Origin of the sequence: Rhodoferax sp. (assembly GCF_023701345.1) — a bacterium.
GTDB lineage: Bacteria > Pseudomonadota > Gammaproteobacteria > Burkholderiales > Burkholderiaceae_C > Rhodoferax.
Genome location: NZ_JAMPXE010000001.1, coordinates 21525 through 37909 on the forward strand (window position 1 = coordinate 21525; position 16385 = coordinate 37909).

The following is a 16385-nucleotide window of genomic DNA, read 5'->3' on the forward strand; positions in this document are numbered from 1 at the left end:
TCAACCGAAGCATCCACTCAACCTGGCGCACACACATGAAACCTCACACCCTTGGCAGCCTGCTTGTGGCGCTTCAGTTTGGCGCGCTGGGGGCACTCGTCCTGTTGGCAGCCCCAAAGCTCATGCAGCAACCCTTTCAGCCTTGGACATGGCTGACCATTGGCTTGAGCGGGGTGGTCGGCTTGTCGGCGTTGCTGGCCAACCGGCCCGGCAACTTCAACATCCACCCGGCCCCGCGCACCGACGGCAAGCTGGTCGCGCATGGCCCCTACCGCTGGATCCGACACCCCATGTACACGGCCGTGAGTTTGCTGGGCCTGGCCTGTGCCCTGGCGCTGGGTTCCGTGCTGGCCTGGCTGCTCTGGGGCGTTTTGTCGCTGGTGCTGCTGTTCAAGGCGCGGCTGGAAGAACGCTGGATGACGGCGTTGCATCCGTCCTATGTGCACTACATGGCGCGTACCCGCCGCTTTATTCCGTTTCTTTTATAAGACGGTCCAGCCATGTTCATTGCCGCCAAACTGCTGGCCTGCCGCATGAGCGGCAAAGCCTGAGCCAAACTGGTCACACCTCCTGGCCGGAGTCGGGCACACGGGTGGCCAGCACCTTGTCGACCCGCTTGCCGTCCAGGTCCACCACCTCGAACAACCAGTCTTCGCAGCTAATTTTCTCGCCGGTCACCGGCATGTGGCCGCTCACCGCCATCAACAATCCGGCCAGCGTGTTGTAGCGGCCACGTTCTTCCAGCGGCAGCTCATCCATGTCGAGCCTGGCCTTGAGTTCGCTGACCGGCATCATGCCGTCGAGCAGCCAGCTGCCGTCATCGCGCTGCACCGCCCAGGCCTCGGTTTTGGCGCTCGGCTGCAGCTCGCCGGTGATGGCTTCCAGCAGGTCATGGGGGGTGAGCAGGCCCTGCACCACGCCGTATTCGTCCACCACCAGCACCAGGCGGCCGACCTTGGCACGGAACTGCTCCAGCAAGGCCATGCCGCTGAGGGTTTCGGGCACAAACACGGCCGTGGTCACGTAGTCTTCGAGCGTGCCCGGCGCATCACCCCCCAGCGCCAGCATGTGGGCCACGCTGATCTTGCCCACCACATCGTCCATCGAGCCGCGGCACACCGGGTACCAGGAATGGGCGCGTTGGGCACCATCGGTCCCCACTTTTTGCAGACCTTGCGCCACACTGATACCGGCATCAAGCCAGTCGACTTCGGCGCGCGGCACCATCAGCGAGGTCAATTGCCGGTCATCGAGGCCAAACACGTTTTGCACCATCTGGTGCTCGTGTTCTTCAATCACACCGGCGTCCACACCTTCCTCCAGACTGGCAGAAATTTCTTCCTCGGTCATGGCACGCACCGCGTTGGTGTCGATACGCAGCAGCTTCAACATGGCGGCGGTCGAGCCCGAGAGCAATTTGACAAACGGCCCGGCGGCGCGCGCCAGCCACAACATGGGCCGCGACACCCAGCGCGACACCGCCTCGGGGTGCAACTGACCGATGCGTTTGGGCACCAGTTCGCCAAAAATGATGGTGATATAGGTGATGATGGTCACCACCAGTGCCGTGGCGGCAATGGCCGCAGCCTTGTCGGCCATGCCCCAGCCTTGCAGCCAGGCGGCTAGCCCGGCACTGAAGGCAGCCTCGCCAACGATGCCGTTGAGCACACCAATCGAGGTAATGCCCACCTGCACGGTCGATAAAAACTGGTTGGGGTTGTCCAGCAGCGTCAGCGCCGCCTGAGCGCCCTTGTCGCCTGCTTCGGTCATGGCGTTGAGCCGCGACTTGCGACTGGCGGCCAGCGCCAGCTCGGACATGGCAAAGACACCATTGAGCAGCGTCAAAAAAATAATCAGCAAAATTTCCATGCATCACAAACGACAATGAACACCATGGCACTTTACATGATTGGCGACGTGCAGGGCTGCAACAGCGCCTTACAACGTCTATTAAACAAAATTTCTTTCTCGCCCAGCCGCGACACACTCTACTTTTTGGGTGATCTGGTCAACCGTGGCCCCGATTCGGCGGGTGTGCTACGCAGACTGATGGGTTTTGGCGCCTCGGCGCAATGCCTGCTCGGCAACCACGACCTGCATTTGCTGGCGGCCAGCGTGGGCGCGCGCCGACCGAGCCGCAAGGACACGCTGGGCAACGTGCTGGACGCACCCGACCGCGAGGCCATGCTGGCCTGGCTGCGCCAGCAGCACATGGCTTTTTTGCTGGAGCAGCAACACCAGTCGGTCCTGATGGTGCACGCCGGCGTGCTGCCAGGCTGGACCGCCAGCCAGGCCCTGGCGCTGGCGGGGGAGTTTGAAGCGGTGTTGCGTGGCCCCGACTTGGGCGACTTTTTGCATCAGATGTATGGCGACAGCCCGAACCAGTGGGACGATGCATTGCAGGGTATCGACCGCTTGCGAATGATTGTGAATGCCTTGACGCGGCTGCGCTTTTGCACCGCCGAGGGGGTGATGGAATTCGAGACCAGTGACGGCGCCCACGCGGCCCCTGCCGGTTACCTGCCCTGGTACGAGGTACCGGGGCGCAAGACCCGCGATGTCACGGTGGTGTTTGGCCACTGGTCAACCCTGGGCTGGCTGGGCCGCGACGATCTGTTCGCGCTGGATTCCGGTTGTGTCTGGGGCGGGCACCTGAGCGCCCTGAAACTGGACACCGGCACGCCAGCGCATGAGTTGATCCAGGTGAAGTGCGAGCAGGCGCAAAAACCGGGGGATTGATCGCTTATTTTTTCAGGCTTGCCACGGATTGATGACATTCAAGCCAAAGCCTTCAAAGTCACGCACATTGCGGGTGACCAGCGTCAGATTGTGATGCAAGGCCGTGGCCGCCAGCAAACTGTCGATGGCCGGCAGCGGGCGACGGGCTTGGGCTTGCAAATAGCCCCATCGGTCAACCACTGGCAAATCGACGCTCAGTATCCGACCAAGAAAAAAGGTGGGCAGGTCGACCTCAAGCCAGTCATTCAAAGCCTGTCGCCTTCTGGCATCGACGCTGCCAGTGCTTAGCGTTTCTATGCCTTTGCGAATTTCACCCAAAGTGAGCACACTCAGAAAAAGCGATTGCGCAGTACGTGCTGAAAACCAGGTCACCACCTTGGCGTCCGGCTGCTTGCGACGTAGTTCAGAAATGGCGTTGGTGTCGAGCAGATAGCTCATAGGTTGATCTCACGCGTCAGACTTTGGACGCGCTCGAAAGTCAGGTCATCCAGGCCATACAAGGGTGAACGCTGCATGAATTCGACCAAGGACTGCGAGTTGCCGCTGAGCCGATCAAACAATTCGCGTGAGACCACCACCGCCACCGATTTTCCATGCACCGTGATGTCTTGCGGACCGTCTTGCTTTGCGCTTTTAAGCACATCAGAAAAGCGCGCTTTTGCCGTTTGCAGTTGCCAACTTTGCATGCCGTCCTCCAATATTCTGACCATAATGGTCAGAATATAACCGATTGGCAAAAATCAGGCGGGCTGGAATAGCGCGGCGACCTTGCGCTTGGGCTTGATGTTGCTGGAAATGGTGCGCACACCCGGGCGCGCAGCAGCGGCTTCCCAAGCGGGTGCGGCTTCTGGCGGCAACGAGGGTTCGTACGGTTTTTCAAAGAACGGGTCTTGTGGCACGGGGCGGCTGCGCCGGGGCTCAGCGCGCGAACCCCGGGCAAAGTCTTCGGGGCGGCGCTGGTCGCTGCCGTCTTCGCGATAGAGCCGGCGGCCATCATTGATATGGCCCTGCTTGCGGATGTCGGGCAGGTTTTCTTCGAACTCGATGCCTTCGAGCTCGATCTTGGTCTTGAGCAGCTTCTCGATGTCGGTCACCAGGCGCTGGTCGCTCTTGGAAACAAACGTGACGGCCAGCCCTTCTGCTCCCGCGCGGCCAGTGCGGCCAATGCGGTGCACGTAGTCTTCGGCGTGGAACGGGATGTCGAAGTTGAACACGGCGGGCACGTCCTTGATGTCGAGCCCGCGCGCGGCCACGTCGGTACAGACCAGCAGGTCGACGCCACCGCTCTTGAAGGACTCAAGTGCCTTCAGGCGTTCTTCCTGGCTCTTGTCGCCATGCAACGCGGTGGTTTTGAGGCCTTCGTGCTCCAGGGAGCGCGCCAGTCGCGCACAACCGAGCTTGCTGTTGACAAAAACGAAGGCCTGCTTGATGCCGCGCTGGCGCAGGATCTGGTGCAGGGCGTGGCGCTTGTCCTCACCCTCGACGCTGTAAAAATGTTGCTCGACGGTAGAAGCGGCGGCGTTGGAGCGCGCCACCTCGATGGTGACCGGGTCTTGCAGGTAGCTGCTGGCCAGACGCTTGATTTCCGGCGAGAAGGTGGCCGAAAACAGCAGTGTGGTGCGCTGTTTGGGCAGGTAGCTAAGGATGCGTTGCAGGTCGGGCAGAAAGCCGATGTCGAGCATCCGGTCGGCCTCGTCGAGCACCACGTATTCGACCTGGTTGAGCACGCAGTTCTTGGCTTCAATGTGGTCCAGCAGGCGACCCGGCGTGGCCACCAGCACTTCGACCCCTTTTTTGAGTTCGATGGTTTGCGGCTTCATGTCCATGCCGCCAAACACCACAGCACTGCGCAAATTGGTGTATTTTCCATAGAGCTCAACCTGCTCGGCCACCTGCACGGCCAGCTCACGCGTGGGCAGCAGCACCAGGGCGCGCACCGGGTGGCGCGCAGGCGACGTGGAAGCGTTTTCGTGCTTGAGCATGCGCTGCATCAGTGGCAGGGCAAAGGCGGCTGTTTTACCGGTGCCGGTCTGGGCCGCACCCATCACGTCACGGCCCTGTAGCACCACGGGGATGGCCTGGGCCTGGATCGGGGTCATGGTCTCGTAACCCATTTCGGCCACAGCGCGGGCCAAAGGGTCGGCCAGTTGCAGCTGGGCAAAGGCCATGATGGGGGTGTCGGAAGTTAATTCGTTTGCGTTCGCAGGAGTCAGTTCGGTCATTGAAGCTCAGGTTCAATTGCTATCAATCCGATAGCTGGTGATGCCCGGGAATCGGGGCAATTTTCTTAAGAAGAAACCGTATTATCCTACAACGCTCACAGTTCGCGCGCAGCGAAGGTATCGCAACCCTTGACGCTGCCGTTTTTAAGGCCCTGGTCGAACCAGCGCTGGCGCTGCGCACTGGTGCCATGGGTGAAGCTGTCGGGCACCACCTGGCCGTCACGGGAGCGCTGCAGCGCGTCGTCGCCAATGCGGGCGGCGGCGTTCATGGCTTCTTCCACATCGCCCTGCTCCAGCAACTGGCGTGCCGCCTGCGCGTGGTTGGCCCAGACCCCCGAAAAACAATCGGCCTGCAATTCCAGACGCACGCTCAGGGCGTTGTAGTCGGTCTGGCTGACACGGCCACGCATCTGCTCCATTTTGCTGGTAATTCCCATCAGGTTTTGCACATGGTGGCCCACCTCATGGGCGATCACATAGGCCTGGGCAAAATCGCCGGGCGCGCCCAACTGGTTTTTCAGGGTCTCGTAAAAGTCAAGGTCGATGTAAACGTTCTGGTCAGCCGGGCAGTAAAACGGCCCCATCGCCGCCTGACCCTGCCCGCAGGCGGTGGACGTCGCGCCGCGAAACAGCACCAGTTTGGGCTCCTTGTAAGTTGCCCCACCCTGGGTGAACACGGCTTTCCAAACGTCCTCCGTATCGGCCAGCACCGTGGAAACAAAGGCTGCCATCTGGTCATCTGCCGGGGGTTTCTGCGCTGGTGCCGATGAGCTCTGCGGTGCCGGGCTGCCGCCGCTGAGCAGATTCAGAACCGTCATCGGGTTGATCCCGAGGAAATAGGACACCACGAGCGCGATGACCACCGAACCCAGTCCAAGTCGGCGTCCGCCAAAGCCACCGCCACCTGACGAGCCGCCACTGCCCCGGCGATCTTCGACATTGTCAGATTGACGGTTGCCGCCCCATTTCATGGTGCTGCTCCCATGGGGATCAGGCCTTGGGCAGGGTCACGCCGCGCTGGCCCTGGTACTTGCCGCCGCGGTCCTTGTAGCTGGTCTCGCACTCTTCGTCGCTCTCGAAAAACAGCACCTGGGCGCAGCCTTCGCCAGCATAGATTTTGGCGGGCAGCGGCGTGGTGTTGGAGAATTCGAGCGTGACGTAGCCTTCCCATTCGGGTTCGAATGGGGTCACGTTGACGATGATGCCGCAGCGCGCGTAGGTGCTCTTGCCCAGACAGATGGTGAGCACGTTGCGCGGAATGCGGAAATACTCGACCGTGCGGGCCAGGGCAAAGCTGTTGGGCGGGATGATGCAGACGTCGCTGTTGAAGTCGACAAAGCTTTTTTCGTCAAAGTTCTTGGGGTCGACCACCGTGCTGTGGATGTTGGTGAAGACCTTGAATTCAGGCGCGCAGCGGATGTCGTAGCCATAACTGCTGGTGCCGTAGCTGACAATCTTGTTGCCAGCCGCATCCTGGCGGATCTGGCCGGGTTCGAAGGGCTCGATCATGCCGTGTTGCTCGGCCATGCGGCGGATCCATTTATCGCTTTTGATCGTCATTGGGGTCAACTCCTGGGGTTGATCTGATTGTAAGCAACGCGTTCGCTGATTCAGGGGCGTGCGAAAACCCGGAAAGACAGGCTCTTGATTTTCGAACGGCGGCGGCGTGCGGCAGGTCATGGCTTGGGGCGGCAGCCTCATACTGTCACACGCCCAGCAATCGGCTACCACCCCAAGCCATGACCTGCTGAGACACAGAGAAGTGATTTGCTGGCAAGTGAATACCCAAAGGTTTCCGACTTCTGCTGATTTAATGCGAAAGAACGCCGTCATTGAGCGCAGCGAGGCAATCCATGACTTCCGGATGCATGGACTGCCACGTCGCTATGCTCCTCGCAATGACGGCGCGTTTCTTTTTCTCGCAGTGGCTTGGCTGCCATGCCAGTAAGTGCTGGTGCATCACCACCCTCACCGGCCATGTCGGGCCATGCCGGGGACCGATTTCTGGGCGTGTGACAGTATGAGGTCCCCGGCATGGCCCGACGTGGCTGGCGCTGCGAACGTTCAAAATGAATCAAGGTTGGCGCACCCGCACCGCTTGGCCATCGGCAATCATGCTGCCCGGGTAAAGCAGCACGGTGTCGCCCTCGCGCAGGCCCTCATTGAGCCAGGCCACGTCAGAATTTCGGTCCTTGATCTGCACCGCCCTGGCGCGGGCGCGCCCGGCTTCCACCACAAAGACCCGCCATTGCTCGCCGTCACGCACCAGCGCCGCGGTGGGCACCAGCAAGGCCTTGGCCTGCTTGAACAACGTGATGCGGGCATCGATGCGAAAACCATCGCCGAGGCGCTGCGCCTCGGGGGCAGCGGCCTCCAGGCTCACAATGACATTGACGCGCTGCTCCTCGATGCCCAGGGCCGACACCTTGGTGAAGGCCACGGGTTCGATGCGTGTGACCTGGCCGGGAATGGGCGCTGCGCCGCTGCCCAGCGAGAGTTGCACCGGCGCGCCCGGCTGGATTTGACGCACCTCGCCGGACAGCACGTCGATGACCGCCTCCATGGCGGCGGTGTTGCCGATGTCGAGCAGCGGCTGGCCGGCGGTGACCGGGGCGGCGCTGTCCAGGTGCAGCTTGAGCACCTGCCCGTCGACCGGGCTTTTGAGTTCCCAACGGCCCGTGGTGCTGCCGCCGGCTGCGGGCTCGGCGCGACTCAGGGCGGCGCGCGCTTCGGCCACAGCAAAGTCGGCCATGCCCTGCTCGGCGCGCGCGGCCGTGAGCGCCTGCTGCGCGGCCTGGCGGGCCAGTACCGCCTGGTCGCGCGCCGACGCGGAAATGAAGTTGTCCTGCGCCAGCTTGGCCGCCCGCTCGGCTTCCAGCATGGCCTGCGCCAGTGCGGTCTGCGCCTGCTGCACCTGCGCTGCGGCGGCACGGCGCGCAGCGTCGGCGCTGCCCACGCGCTGCTGCAATACGGTACGCGTGCGCGCATCGATCATTTGCGGCGCGACCGGCACCAGGGCCGCCACCACGTCACCGGCGCGCACGCGGTCGCCCACTTTCAATGTCGGGCGCATCAGTTCGGCGTGCGTGGGGGCTGTGATCACATAGCGGTTTTTCAGGCGCAAGCGGCCGTCCTCTTCAATGCTCTGCTCAAAGCTGCCGGTGGTCACGGTAGCCACTTCGACCAGCAGCGGACGCGGCCGGTAAACGGCATAGACCAGCGCGGCCGCCGCCATCAGCAGCAGCGCCCCGCCAATCCAGCGTTGGTATTTTTTCCAGGGAGTTTGATTGTTCATTCTCGTACCTTTAAAACAGCAACCAGGTCCAGTTGGTCAATCTTGCGGCGCACCAGCAGCGCGCTGGCAATGCCTGCGGCCAGCACAATCAGCGCCGCCGAGGCATAGGTGGACGGCTCGATGATGACCGGGAAGTCGATGCTGTCGGATGACATCAGCTGCATCATCAGCGAAGCCAGCCCCCAGCCCGCCAGCAAACCGATAGGCAGAGCCAGCAGCAATTCGGCACCAAGCTCGGCCAGCAGCAGCACCGAGACCTCGGCACGCGTCATGCCGAGCACGCGCAGGCTTGCCAGTTCCCAGGCGCGCTCCGAGAGCGAAATGCGCGCCGCGTTGTAGATAATGCCCACCGCCATCGCCACCGCAAACAGCGTCAGAATGCCGCTGAACACGCCCATGTTGCGCGAGGTGGTCTTGTTGAAATTGGCCAGCGAGCCGGCCTTGTCGAACACCGCGCTGATGGTCGGTGCGCCCTTGACCGCCGCCCAGAAAGCACCCATGGCCTGCGAGTCCACCTGCAGCGCGGCATCGACCACGCCGTCGCCATCGCGCGCCAGCCGGTTCATCGCGTCCAGGTTCATGTAGAGCAGCTTGCCAAACATGGTCTGCACGACATCGACCACCTCGACCTCGGTGTGCCTCTGGTTCCACAGGCGGAACTCAAGCGCGATGCGGTCGCCCACGCGCACGCCGAGTTCGCGTGCCAGCATGGCCGAGAGCACCACGCCGTGCGCCGGCATGTCCACCGCACCGCGTTGCTCGTCGACCACGCGCATCAGTCGCGCACCGGCGCGAAAACCCATGAGCGCAGTGTCTTCACTGCGGCCGCCAAAACGCACGCGCACCGGCTCGGTTCGGTAGGGCTCGGCGCCGATCACGCCGGGCAGGCGCCGCAGGTCTTGCACCACGTCCAGCGGCACCGGCCGGTGAAAGTTGACCAGCACATCGCCCTGCTGCACCTGGCGGAATTGCACATCGACGATATGGGCAATGGCGTCGAGCCAGAAGGCGCCCGAAATCTGCAGCGCCACCGCCAGCGCAATGCCGGTGACGGTGAAAGCGGCGCGCAAGGGGCGGCGCTCGAAATTGCGGATCACCATCATCGCGCCGGTGCTCACGTAGCGGGCGAAGCCCAGACGCTCGATCAGCGTCGGCTTGAAGGCTGGGGGCGACGGGGGTTGCATGGCCTGCGCCGGGCTCAGGCGCACCACGGCGCGGATCGCCGTCCAGGTGCCGAGGGCGGCGGCCACGGCAGCGATCAGCGCCGACGCCACGATCAGCCAGGGACTGGTCACATAGGCCAGTTGGTTAAAGCGGAACACCTCGTCGTACAAGCCCAGCATGCCCTGCCCGATCAGCGCACTCAAGGCCAGACCGGCGGCCACACCCAGGCCGGCGATGGCAAACGCCAGCTGGATGTAGTGCCAGGCGATGGCGCCGTCGCTGTAGCCCAGCGCCTTGAGGGCGGCAATCTGGCTGCGCTGCGTGGCCACCTGGCGGCTCAGCACCACGTTGAGGATGAACATCGCCACCGCCAGAAAGATCGACGGCAGCACGGTGCCCATCACCTTGAGCGATGCCAGCTCGTCGGTCACGATCTTGGATGACAACTGCCTGTCGCGCCCCACCGCGCCAATCGCGCCATAGGGTTCGAGCAGCCGGTCCACGCGTTCCAGCACCGGCGCCACCGCCACACCGGCATCCAGCCGCAGCGACGCCTGATTGAAGGCGCCCTGCATGTCAAAGGCTTCGGTCATGCGAGCAGCGTCGATCCACCAGATGCCAAACTGCTGGTCATCCGGCGCACCGCCTTGCGAAGCAAACACATACTCGGGCGAGGCCACCGTGCCGACCAGCAACACACGTTCACGTTTGCCGTTGAGGATGGCGTGCACGGTGTCACCGGGGTTCAGGCTGCGCGCTGCGGCAAAGCGGTCGCTGACCAGCGCCTCCAGCGTCCCGTCGTGCTCGGGCCATCGTCCGCGCTTGAGCGTGAGTGCATTGAGGCCCTGCCGGTTGGCATGCACACGCGCCAGATCAAGCCCGATGAAGCGCCCAGTGACCGGCACCACCACGCCGGGCAAGTCGACCTGCGCGTCAAAGACCACGTCAAGCTTGACCTCGGCCACGCCGTCGAGCGCGGCCAGCCGCTCGTGCAGCTGCACCGGCGCGCGCTTGACATTGGCAAACACGTCGGCCAGCCGGTTGTCACGGTAAAACGCGTCACGCGAACCCTTGAGCGACTCATGCACCGAGAACATGCCGACAAAACCGGCCACGCCAATCGCCACCACCACCGCAATCGTCGCCGCCTGCGCGCGCAGGCGCGTCAGGTCGCGCCAGAGCTTGATGTGGATGGCTTTCATGGCAGGCTCACCAGTTCAGACTGGACGCCGCCACCTTGTGGCTATTGACGCGGGTCTCGACAATGCGGCCGTCGGCCAGCCGCAGCACGCGGTCGGCCATGTCGGCAATGGGGGCGTTGTGGGTAATGACGATGGTGGTGGTGCCGAGCTCGCGGTTCACCTGCTCGATGGCCTGCAACACCATGACGCCGGTGGCGCAATCGAGCGCCCCAGTGGGTTCGTCGCACAGCAAGACCTCGGGCTGCTTGGCAATGGCACGCGCAATGGCCACACGCTGCTGCTCGCCGCCCGAGAGCTGCGACACAAAGTGGTTCTTGCGCTCGCCCAGGCCCACCAGAGCCAGCGCGTCTTCGGGTTGCATCGGGTTGTCGGCCAGATCGGTCACCAGCGCCACGTTTTCGCGTGCGGTCAGGCTGGGGATCAGGTTGTAGAACTGAAACACAAAACCCACATGCTCGCGCCGGTAACTGGTCAGCTCGGCATCGTCGGCGCCAATGAGTTCATGCGTGTCGCCGGCATGGGTCCAGCGCGCCGAGCCGCTGGTGGCCGAATCCAGGCCGCCCAGAATGTTGAGCAGCGTCGACTTGCCGCTGCCCGAGGCGCCGAGCAGCACCACAAATTCGCCGCGCACGATGTCCAGGTCCACGCCGCGCAGGGCGTGCACGGCGGTGTCGCCCTCACCATAAATCTTGGTCAAACCACGGGCCATGAAAACCAGTTGAGGGTCAGCAGTTGAGATGTCCATCATGTTTTGCGCCGGGTGTAAATTCGCTTACGCCATGCAGCACACCTTGAATTTTCACCAAAACACAGCGGCCCGGGATTGCGTTATGTCGGCTTTTGGGAAAGTAAGTTTTCACCTGGGCGACAAAAATGAAGCGCATGGGCTCAATGTGAGCCGGCCGCGCCTAAATGGCTTGCGAAATCACCGTTCGTTCCACCAGACGGTCATCGCCCAGCACGATCATCGAAAACAGCAATTCATCCAGATTGCTGGCCAGCGCCGTTTTGCGCGCCAGCAGCGGGGTGGCCTGCGGGTTCAACACCACAAAATCTGCCTCACAACCCGGCTGCAAATTGCCCACCACGCCATCCAGGCCGAGCGCCTGCGCGGCACCAGCCGTGTACTGCCACCACACATGCTGCGGGCTCAAACTCAAGCCCGGTTTGGTCTGCCCTTCCCGCCCCACGTAATAAGCGGCCAGCATGGTGTGAAACGGGCTGAAACTGGTGCCGCCGCCGACATCGCTGGCCAGCCCGTACTCCAAGCCGACCCGGTCAGCGCCAGCATAGTCAAAAAAACCACTGCCCAGAAACAGGTTGCTGGTCGGGCAAACCGCGGCAGCCGCACCAGTGTCCCGCATCAGGGCACGGTCATCGTCGTCAAAATGGATGCAGTGGGCGTAGATAGCGCGGTCTCGCATCAGGCCGAAGTCGGCATAGGTGGCCAGGTAGCTGCGCGAGGCCGGAAACAAGGCCCGCGCCCAGGCAATCTCGGCCTTGTTCTCGGCCACATGCGACTGGATCCAAACGTCAGGGTATTTGGCGGCCAACTCTCCCGCGCCGCGCAACTGGGCCTCGGTGCAGCTCGGCGCAAAGCGCGGCGTGATGGCGTAGCCGAGCCGGTCAACGCCATGCCATTGCCGGATCAGCGCCTCGGAGTCCAGCAGACTCTGCTCGGTGGCGTCAAGCCTGCCTTGCGCGGCCGGCTGGTTCAGCACATCAGGCGGCGCGTGGCGATCCATCAAACATAGACCGGTGATCAGGCGCATGTGATGTTTTTGCGCCTCGGTAAAAAACGCCTGCACCGATACCGGATGCGAGGTGGCGAAGGTGAGCGCGGTGGTCACGCCCTGGCGCAGCAACTCTTCAATGAAAAATTGCACGGCCTGGGTACTGTAGCTAGACGACGAGAAGCGCATTTCTTCGGGAAATGTGTACTTTTCCAGCCAGGGCAGCAAGCCTTCGGCAGGCGAGCCGATGACGTTGGTTTGCGGATAGTGGCTGTGCAAATCGACAAAGCCAGGTGCAATGATGCGACCCGGCCAATGGGTTACCACCAGGTCAGGAAAACGCGTGCGCAGATCGTGGTAGTGCCCGACCGCCTGCACCACCTGCCGGCCCTGCGCATTGGGCCCCACCACCAGCAAGCCGTCTTCTTCATAGAGAGCGGCATGGCGTGGTTCAAGGTCAGTGACAAAGCGGAGAATGGCTGCGCGGTAGGCTTTCATAGGCAGTAGAGCTTACCCAACTTTGAAATGCCAGAACAGCATGGATTCACTCGAAGGTCTCAAACACCTCCACCAATCGGTCCTGAAACGCCTGCTTGGCTGATGCGTCGATGAAACTGGCGGCAAAACTGTTGTGCGCCAACTGGTAGGCGTGTTGCGCCGTCAACCCCAGCGCGGCAAAAGTCTGCGTGTAATTCTCATTGATGTAGCCGCCAAAATAGGCTGGATCGTCCGAGTTGACGGTGGCCACCAGCCCGGCTTGCAGCATGCGGCCCAGGTTGTGTTGGGCCAGCGTCGGGAACACCTTTAATTTCAGATTGGACAGCGGGCACACCGTGAGCGGAATGCGCTCAAACGCCAGCCGCGTCACCAACGCCGGGTCGCGCAGGGCCTGCACGCCGTGGTCGATGCGCTCCACCTTGAGCACGTCCAGGGCGCTCCAGATGTAGGCCGGCGGGCCTTCTTCGCCCGCGTGCGCCACCAGCCGGAAGTCCAGGGCACGCGCCCTGGCAAATACTTTGGCGAATTTTTCCGGGGGATGGCCCAACTCGCTGGATGCCAGACCGATGCCGACCAGTTTGTCGCGGTAAGGCAGCGCCTGCTCCAGTGCCTCGAAGGCCTCATGCTCGGACAAATGGCGCAAGAAACACAGGATCAACGAAGCACTGATCCCCAGTTGTTCCTGGGCATCGGCACAAGCCCGGTGCAGGCCGTTGATCACGACATCGGCACTCAGGCCGTGGCTGGTGTGGGTTTGCGTGTCGAAAAAAATCTCGGTGTGCAGCACATGGTCTGCCGCCGCGCGCACCAGGTAGGCCCAGCACATGTCATAAAAGTCCTGCTCGGTGCGCAACACCAGCGTGCCCGCGTGGTAGACATCCAGAAACTCCTGCAGGTTGTTGAACACATAGGCCCGGCGCAGCGCTGCCACGTCCGGATAGGGCACGGTCAAGCCATTGCGCGCCGCCAGCGCAAACATCAGTTCGGGCTCGAGTGAGCCTTCGATGTGCATGTGCAGCTCGGCCTTGGGCATGCGCCGGAGCAGCTCGGGCAAGCGCTCCGAAACAACGGGTTTGATTTGTCTCATGGTGATTTCATCACTGGGTTTGACTGCGCTATTGGCCAGAACTTGTATTTCTGGTCTTTGATTTCAGGGTGACGATCGTGATGGCAGGGCTTGGGGTATGGGCCCCCGCCTCATACTGTCAAAGGCCCAGAAATCGGCGGAAACCCATACCCCAAGCTCTGCTACCGACAGCATCGATTCACACAGCAAGTTTAATTCGGGAGAAGGACGGGGCTGCAGCGTAAGGAGTCAGCGACGAGTACCCGCTTATAGGCAGCCCGGCTGAAGTTAAATTGGCAGCCTTTGGCATTGCGAATCCTTGCGCATCTGTAAACACACGTGAATGACATTGAGATAACCACGCGGAGTTTCTGTGCGTAAAACACGCGACGTTGATACCGTGACGCTCACCAGCTTAATTCACAACAACCCAAATCCCAATCCGATACCAATGGCAATCATCATGGCCGCGACCATCAATTCGACGGTGCGCAAGGTAACTTGTTTGAGTAATCGTTTGCCAAAATAGGAACCCAGGAAGGCCGACACTATAGCCACCAGCATCAGTTCGCCCGATTGACTGCTTCGCACGCTCTCCAAAGCAGCTGGTAGCGTGAGGCCGTAGACGGCAATGCGAACCACGTCCACGACAACAGTGCAAACTGCGCCGGTTCCAACATAGGATTCTTTGGAAAGCCCCAGCTTGATGAGAAATGCGGAGCGCAGGGCACCCTGGTTACCCGATAGTCCGCCAAAAAAACCAGACAACAAGCCGCCTGCCACAAGCCAGCGTGCGGGGAAGGCCAGCCGGGCAAAAGAGGGGGAGAGTTCAAGCAGCGCAAAAATCGTGATGACGCCACCTATCAACACTTTGACTGGCGTGATGTCGTGGGTCCGGCCCAGCCATTCATAACTTGCCCACGGCAAAAGTGCCGATATCCTGGCCAACAGACTCGCCCCAATGATGGCAGCTAACCCTGCTGGCAAGGCAAAACGAATAACGGTAGGCCAATGTGCATCACGCCCCACCAACCCGATCTTGAAAAGGTTGTTGGCGAGGTGCACCACGGCCGTCATGGCGATGGCAACCGACACCGGGAAGAACAAGGCAAAAACAGGGGTCAGGATGGTACCCAACCCGAAACCTGAAAAAAAGGTCAAGCAGGAAGCGACGAGCGCACTGACGCTGATGATCAGAATGTCCATACTGAAACCCATGCGGGCCGCCCGAACCGGGGCAGCCCTGTGTTCAAGAGCCCGGGACGCGTGCCCCGGGCTGACCTGCAGACTTATTTCTTGCCGAACATCAGGTACATCGGATCATCCGACGTCGCGTGGCGAACCTGTGCGTTGTCGAACGCGGCAAAACCAAATCCGTAGCGTGCACCTAGGTTGGCGAACTGCACGTCAAACTTGCTTCCGGTCACCAGTTTGCGGCTGACTACCGAGGTGTGCATGCCATTGGCATACGTGTTCACCGTGCGCACGTCACCGCGGTCGGTACCCGTCAGCGGGTTGATGATGATCGAAGCCACTTCATCGCCAGCCTTGAATTTGCTGTCGTCAAACGCCACTTCGTCACCGCGCTTGATGAAGTAAGTACCCCCAGCATTGGCGGCCTTGGCCTCGCGGCCCATGAATGCCGGCTTGCCGTTCACCAGCGCGACATTGGTGTATTCGCCGCCAACTGGCCCCGGGTCGCCCTTGCGACCGGCGTTGGGTGCGGTTTTGGCGTCATAACGTGTGTCGTCGGTGTACTGGTCATCCACAAACCCCAAAGGTCCTGTGCGCTGGCCTTTCATGTGCCACATGTCCAGCAACTGGCCTGGCTGGTTGGTGTACTTGTTGCCGTAGGGCTTGGTCTGCCCCTCGTGGCAAGCCATGGCGCAGCCTTCCTTGTCAAATTGATTGGCGGTCGCCGCGTTGGTTGGCCAGAGCATGGCCCACTTGTCCTCGTAGTACATGTTGTCGTCGCCACCCTTGTTGGCCGGATCGCTGAGCTTGCGCCATGATCCGTCCGCCTGCTTCTGGAAGGGGCCGCGGCGGACCGAATTGGTCGGGTCCTTGTACTGGACCAACATGTACAGCATGTCATTGGTATAGGCGGCTTTCAGGGTGACGCTGCTTTCACCTTTTGCACCTGGCTTGGCGCCAAAGTTGACACCGCCGGACAGCGTTGCCGACAACGGTCTGGCCTTGGCCCACACCGGATCGGCTGCGCCGGCCGCCATATTGGGGGCTGTGCTGGTAAATGTGGCGACCAGGGAATCGGGCGATACCTTGTCCTGCACCGATTGGCAGCCATACAGGGCCAGCGCCGCAAGGGTCACGGCGCTAACGGTGAACAGCGAAGTCTTCTTCATGATGGTTTCCTTGTTGAGTTAAAAATCAGAACCAAGCAATCACAGGATTCCTTGGTGCTCATCAACTCTTTGCAAACTGCGTGCCATAGCGAAAACAGGTGAA

Annotated in this window: 15 protein-coding genes; 2 read left to right on the top strand and 13 right to left on the bottom strand. The window is 61.7% G+C overall.

Annotation, left to right across the window (positions count from 1 at the left end):
• The first annotated feature begins 35 nt into the window (after window positions 1-35).
• Window positions 36-488 (top strand): isoprenylcysteine carboxylmethyltransferase family protein, encoded by a 453-nt coding sequence (locus tag NDI87_RS00125; protein ID WP_296272673.1) that lies wholly within the window; start codon window positions 36-38, stop codon window positions 486-488.
• A 73-nt stretch (window positions 489-561) separates the two neighbouring features.
• On the opposite strand, the gene NDI87_RS00130 is transcribed toward NDI87_RS00125, so the two are convergent.
• A complete protein-coding gene (locus NDI87_RS00130) occupies window positions 562-1869 on the bottom strand; it encodes a hemolysin family protein (protein WP_296272674.1) in 1308 nt (435 codons plus the stop codon).
• A gap of 24 nt (window positions 1870-1893) precedes the next feature.
• Between NDI87_RS00130 and NDI87_RS00135 the strand changes: the two genes are divergently transcribed.
• Window positions 1894-2739: a symmetrical bis(5'-nucleosyl)-tetraphosphatase gene (locus NDI87_RS00135; protein ID WP_296272675.1), complete on the top strand. Its 846-nt coding sequence runs from the start codon at window positions 1894-1896 to the stop codon at window positions 2737-2739.
• 12 nt (window positions 2740-2751) lie between these two features.
• Here the strand turns inward: NDI87_RS00135 and NDI87_RS00140 are convergent, their stop codons facing one another.
• From NDI87_RS00140 to NDI87_RS00195, 12 genes are all read right to left on the bottom strand, one after another.
• The gene (locus tag NDI87_RS00140; protein WP_296272676.1) at window positions 2752-3177 is read right to left on the bottom strand and encodes a type II toxin-antitoxin system VapC family toxin; all 426 of its coding nucleotides are present in this window, start codon (window positions 3175-3177) and stop codon (window positions 2752-2754) included.
• On the bottom strand, window positions 3174-3425 hold the full coding sequence (locus NDI87_RS00145) for a type II toxin-antitoxin system Phd/YefM family antitoxin (protein WP_296272677.1): 252 nt from the start codon (window positions 3423-3425) through the stop codon (window positions 3174-3176). The genes NDI87_RS00140 and NDI87_RS00145 overlap by 4 nt, the downstream gene beginning before the upstream one ends.
• Before the next feature lie 54 nt (window positions 3426-3479).
• A complete protein-coding gene (locus tag NDI87_RS00150; protein ID WP_296272678.1) occupies window positions 3480-4907 on the bottom strand; it encodes a DEAD/DEAH box helicase in 1428 nt (475 codons plus the stop codon).
• A 149-nt stretch (window positions 4908-5056) separates the two neighbouring features.
• Window positions 5057-5932 (bottom strand): neutral zinc metallopeptidase, encoded by an 876-nt coding sequence (locus tag NDI87_RS00155; protein ID WP_296272679.1) that lies wholly within the window; start codon window positions 5930-5932, stop codon window positions 5057-5059.
• Window positions 5933-5951: 19 nt separating this feature from the next.
• Window positions 5952-6521, bottom strand: coding sequence for a dCTP deaminase (gene dcd, locus NDI87_RS00160; RefSeq protein ID WP_296272680.1), 570 nt, complete (start codon window positions 6519-6521; stop codon window positions 5952-5954).
• Between the two features lie 514 nt (window positions 6522-7035).
• The gene (locus tag NDI87_RS00165) at window positions 7036-8256 is read right to left on the bottom strand and encodes an HlyD family efflux transporter periplasmic adaptor subunit (RefSeq protein WP_296272681.1); all 1221 of its coding nucleotides are present in this window, start codon (window positions 8254-8256) and stop codon (window positions 7036-7038) included.
• Window positions 8253-10622: an FtsX-like permease family protein gene (locus tag NDI87_RS00170; RefSeq protein WP_296272682.1), complete on the bottom strand. Its 2370-nt coding sequence runs from the start codon at window positions 10620-10622 to the stop codon at window positions 8253-8255. Before NDI87_RS00170 ends, NDI87_RS00165 begins: the two co-directional genes overlap by 4 nt.
• 7 nt (window positions 10623-10629) lie before the next feature.
• On the bottom strand, window positions 10630-11370 hold the full coding sequence (locus NDI87_RS00175) for an ABC transporter ATP-binding protein (RefSeq protein WP_366028043.1): 741 nt from the start codon (window positions 11368-11370) through the stop codon (window positions 10630-10632).
• Between the two features lie 160 nt (window positions 11371-11530).
• The gene (guaD, locus tag NDI87_RS00180; RefSeq protein WP_296272683.1) at window positions 11531-12853 is read right to left on the bottom strand and encodes a guanine deaminase; all 1323 of its coding nucleotides are present in this window, start codon (window positions 12851-12853) and stop codon (window positions 11531-11533) included.
• Window positions 12854-12899: 46 nt separating this feature from the next.
• Window positions 12900-13940, bottom strand: a complete 1041-nt coding sequence (locus NDI87_RS00185) for an adenosine deaminase (protein WP_296272684.1) — start codon at window positions 13938-13940, stop codon at window positions 12900-12902.
• Window positions 13941-14339: 399 nt separating this feature from the next.
• Window positions 14340-15125, bottom strand: coding sequence for a TSUP family transporter (locus NDI87_RS00190; protein WP_296272685.1), 786 nt, complete (start codon window positions 15123-15125; stop codon window positions 14340-14342).
• 83 nt (window positions 15126-15208) lie between these two features.
• Window positions 15209-16282 carry an ethylbenzene dehydrogenase-related protein gene (locus tag NDI87_RS00195; protein WP_296272686.1) on the bottom strand — a complete coding sequence of 358 codons (1074 nt, stop codon included), beginning with the start codon at window positions 16280-16282 and terminating at the stop codon, window positions 15209-15211.
• Between the last annotated feature and the right edge of the window lie 103 nt (window positions 16283-16385).

Coding starts and splice junctions, on each gene's coding strand:
- NDI87_RS00165 (WP_296272681.1), bottom strand. CDS start 8,256: ATGAACAATCAAACTCCCTGGAAAAAATACCAACGCTGGATTGGCGGG.
- NDI87_RS00130 (WP_296272674.1), bottom strand. CDS start 1,869: ATGGAAATTTTGCTGATTATTTTTTTGACGCTGCTCAATGGTGTCTTT.
- NDI87_RS00125 (WP_296272673.1), top strand. CDS start 36: ATGAAACCTCACACCCTTGGCAGCCTGCTTGTGGCGCTTCAGTTTGGC.
- dcd (WP_296272680.1), bottom strand. CDS start 6,521: ATGACGATCAAAAGCGATAAATGGATCCGCCGCATGGCCGAGCAACAC.
- guaD (WP_296272683.1), bottom strand. CDS start 12,853: ATGAAAGCCTACCGCGCAGCCATTCTCCGCTTTGTCACTGACCTTGAA.
- NDI87_RS00145 (WP_296272677.1), bottom strand. CDS start 3,425: ATGCAAAGTTGGCAACTGCAAACGGCAAAAGCGCGCTTTTCTGATGTG.
- NDI87_RS00190 (WP_296272685.1), bottom strand. CDS start 15,125: ATGGACATTCTGATCATCAGCGTCAGTGCGCTCGTCGCTTCCTGCTTG.
- NDI87_RS00140 (WP_296272676.1), bottom strand. CDS start 3,177: ATGAGCTATCTGCTCGACACCAACGCCATTTCTGAACTACGTCGCAAG.
- NDI87_RS00175 (WP_366028043.1), bottom strand. CDS start 11,370: ATGATGGACATCTCAACTGCTGACCCTCAACTGGTTTTCATGGCCCGT.
- NDI87_RS00150 (WP_296272678.1), bottom strand. CDS start 4,907: ATGGCCTTTGCCCAGCTGCAACTGGCCGACCCTTTGGCCCGCGCTGTG.
- NDI87_RS00170 (WP_296272682.1), bottom strand. CDS start 10,622: ATGAAAGCCATCCACATCAAGCTCTGGCGCGACCTGACGCGCCTGCGC.
- NDI87_RS00135 (WP_296272675.1), top strand. CDS start 1,894: ATGGCACTTTACATGATTGGCGACGTGCAGGGCTGCAACAGCGCCTTA.
- NDI87_RS00195 (WP_296272686.1), bottom strand. CDS start 16,282: ATGAAGAAGACTTCGCTGTTCACCGTTAGCGCCGTGACCCTTGCGGCG.
- NDI87_RS00185 (WP_296272684.1), bottom strand. CDS start 13,940: ATGAGACAAATCAAACCCGTTGTTTCGGAGCGCTTGCCCGAGCTGCTC.
- NDI87_RS00155 (WP_296272679.1), bottom strand. CDS start 5,932: ATGAAATGGGGCGGCAACCGTCAATCTGACAATGTCGAAGATCGCCGG.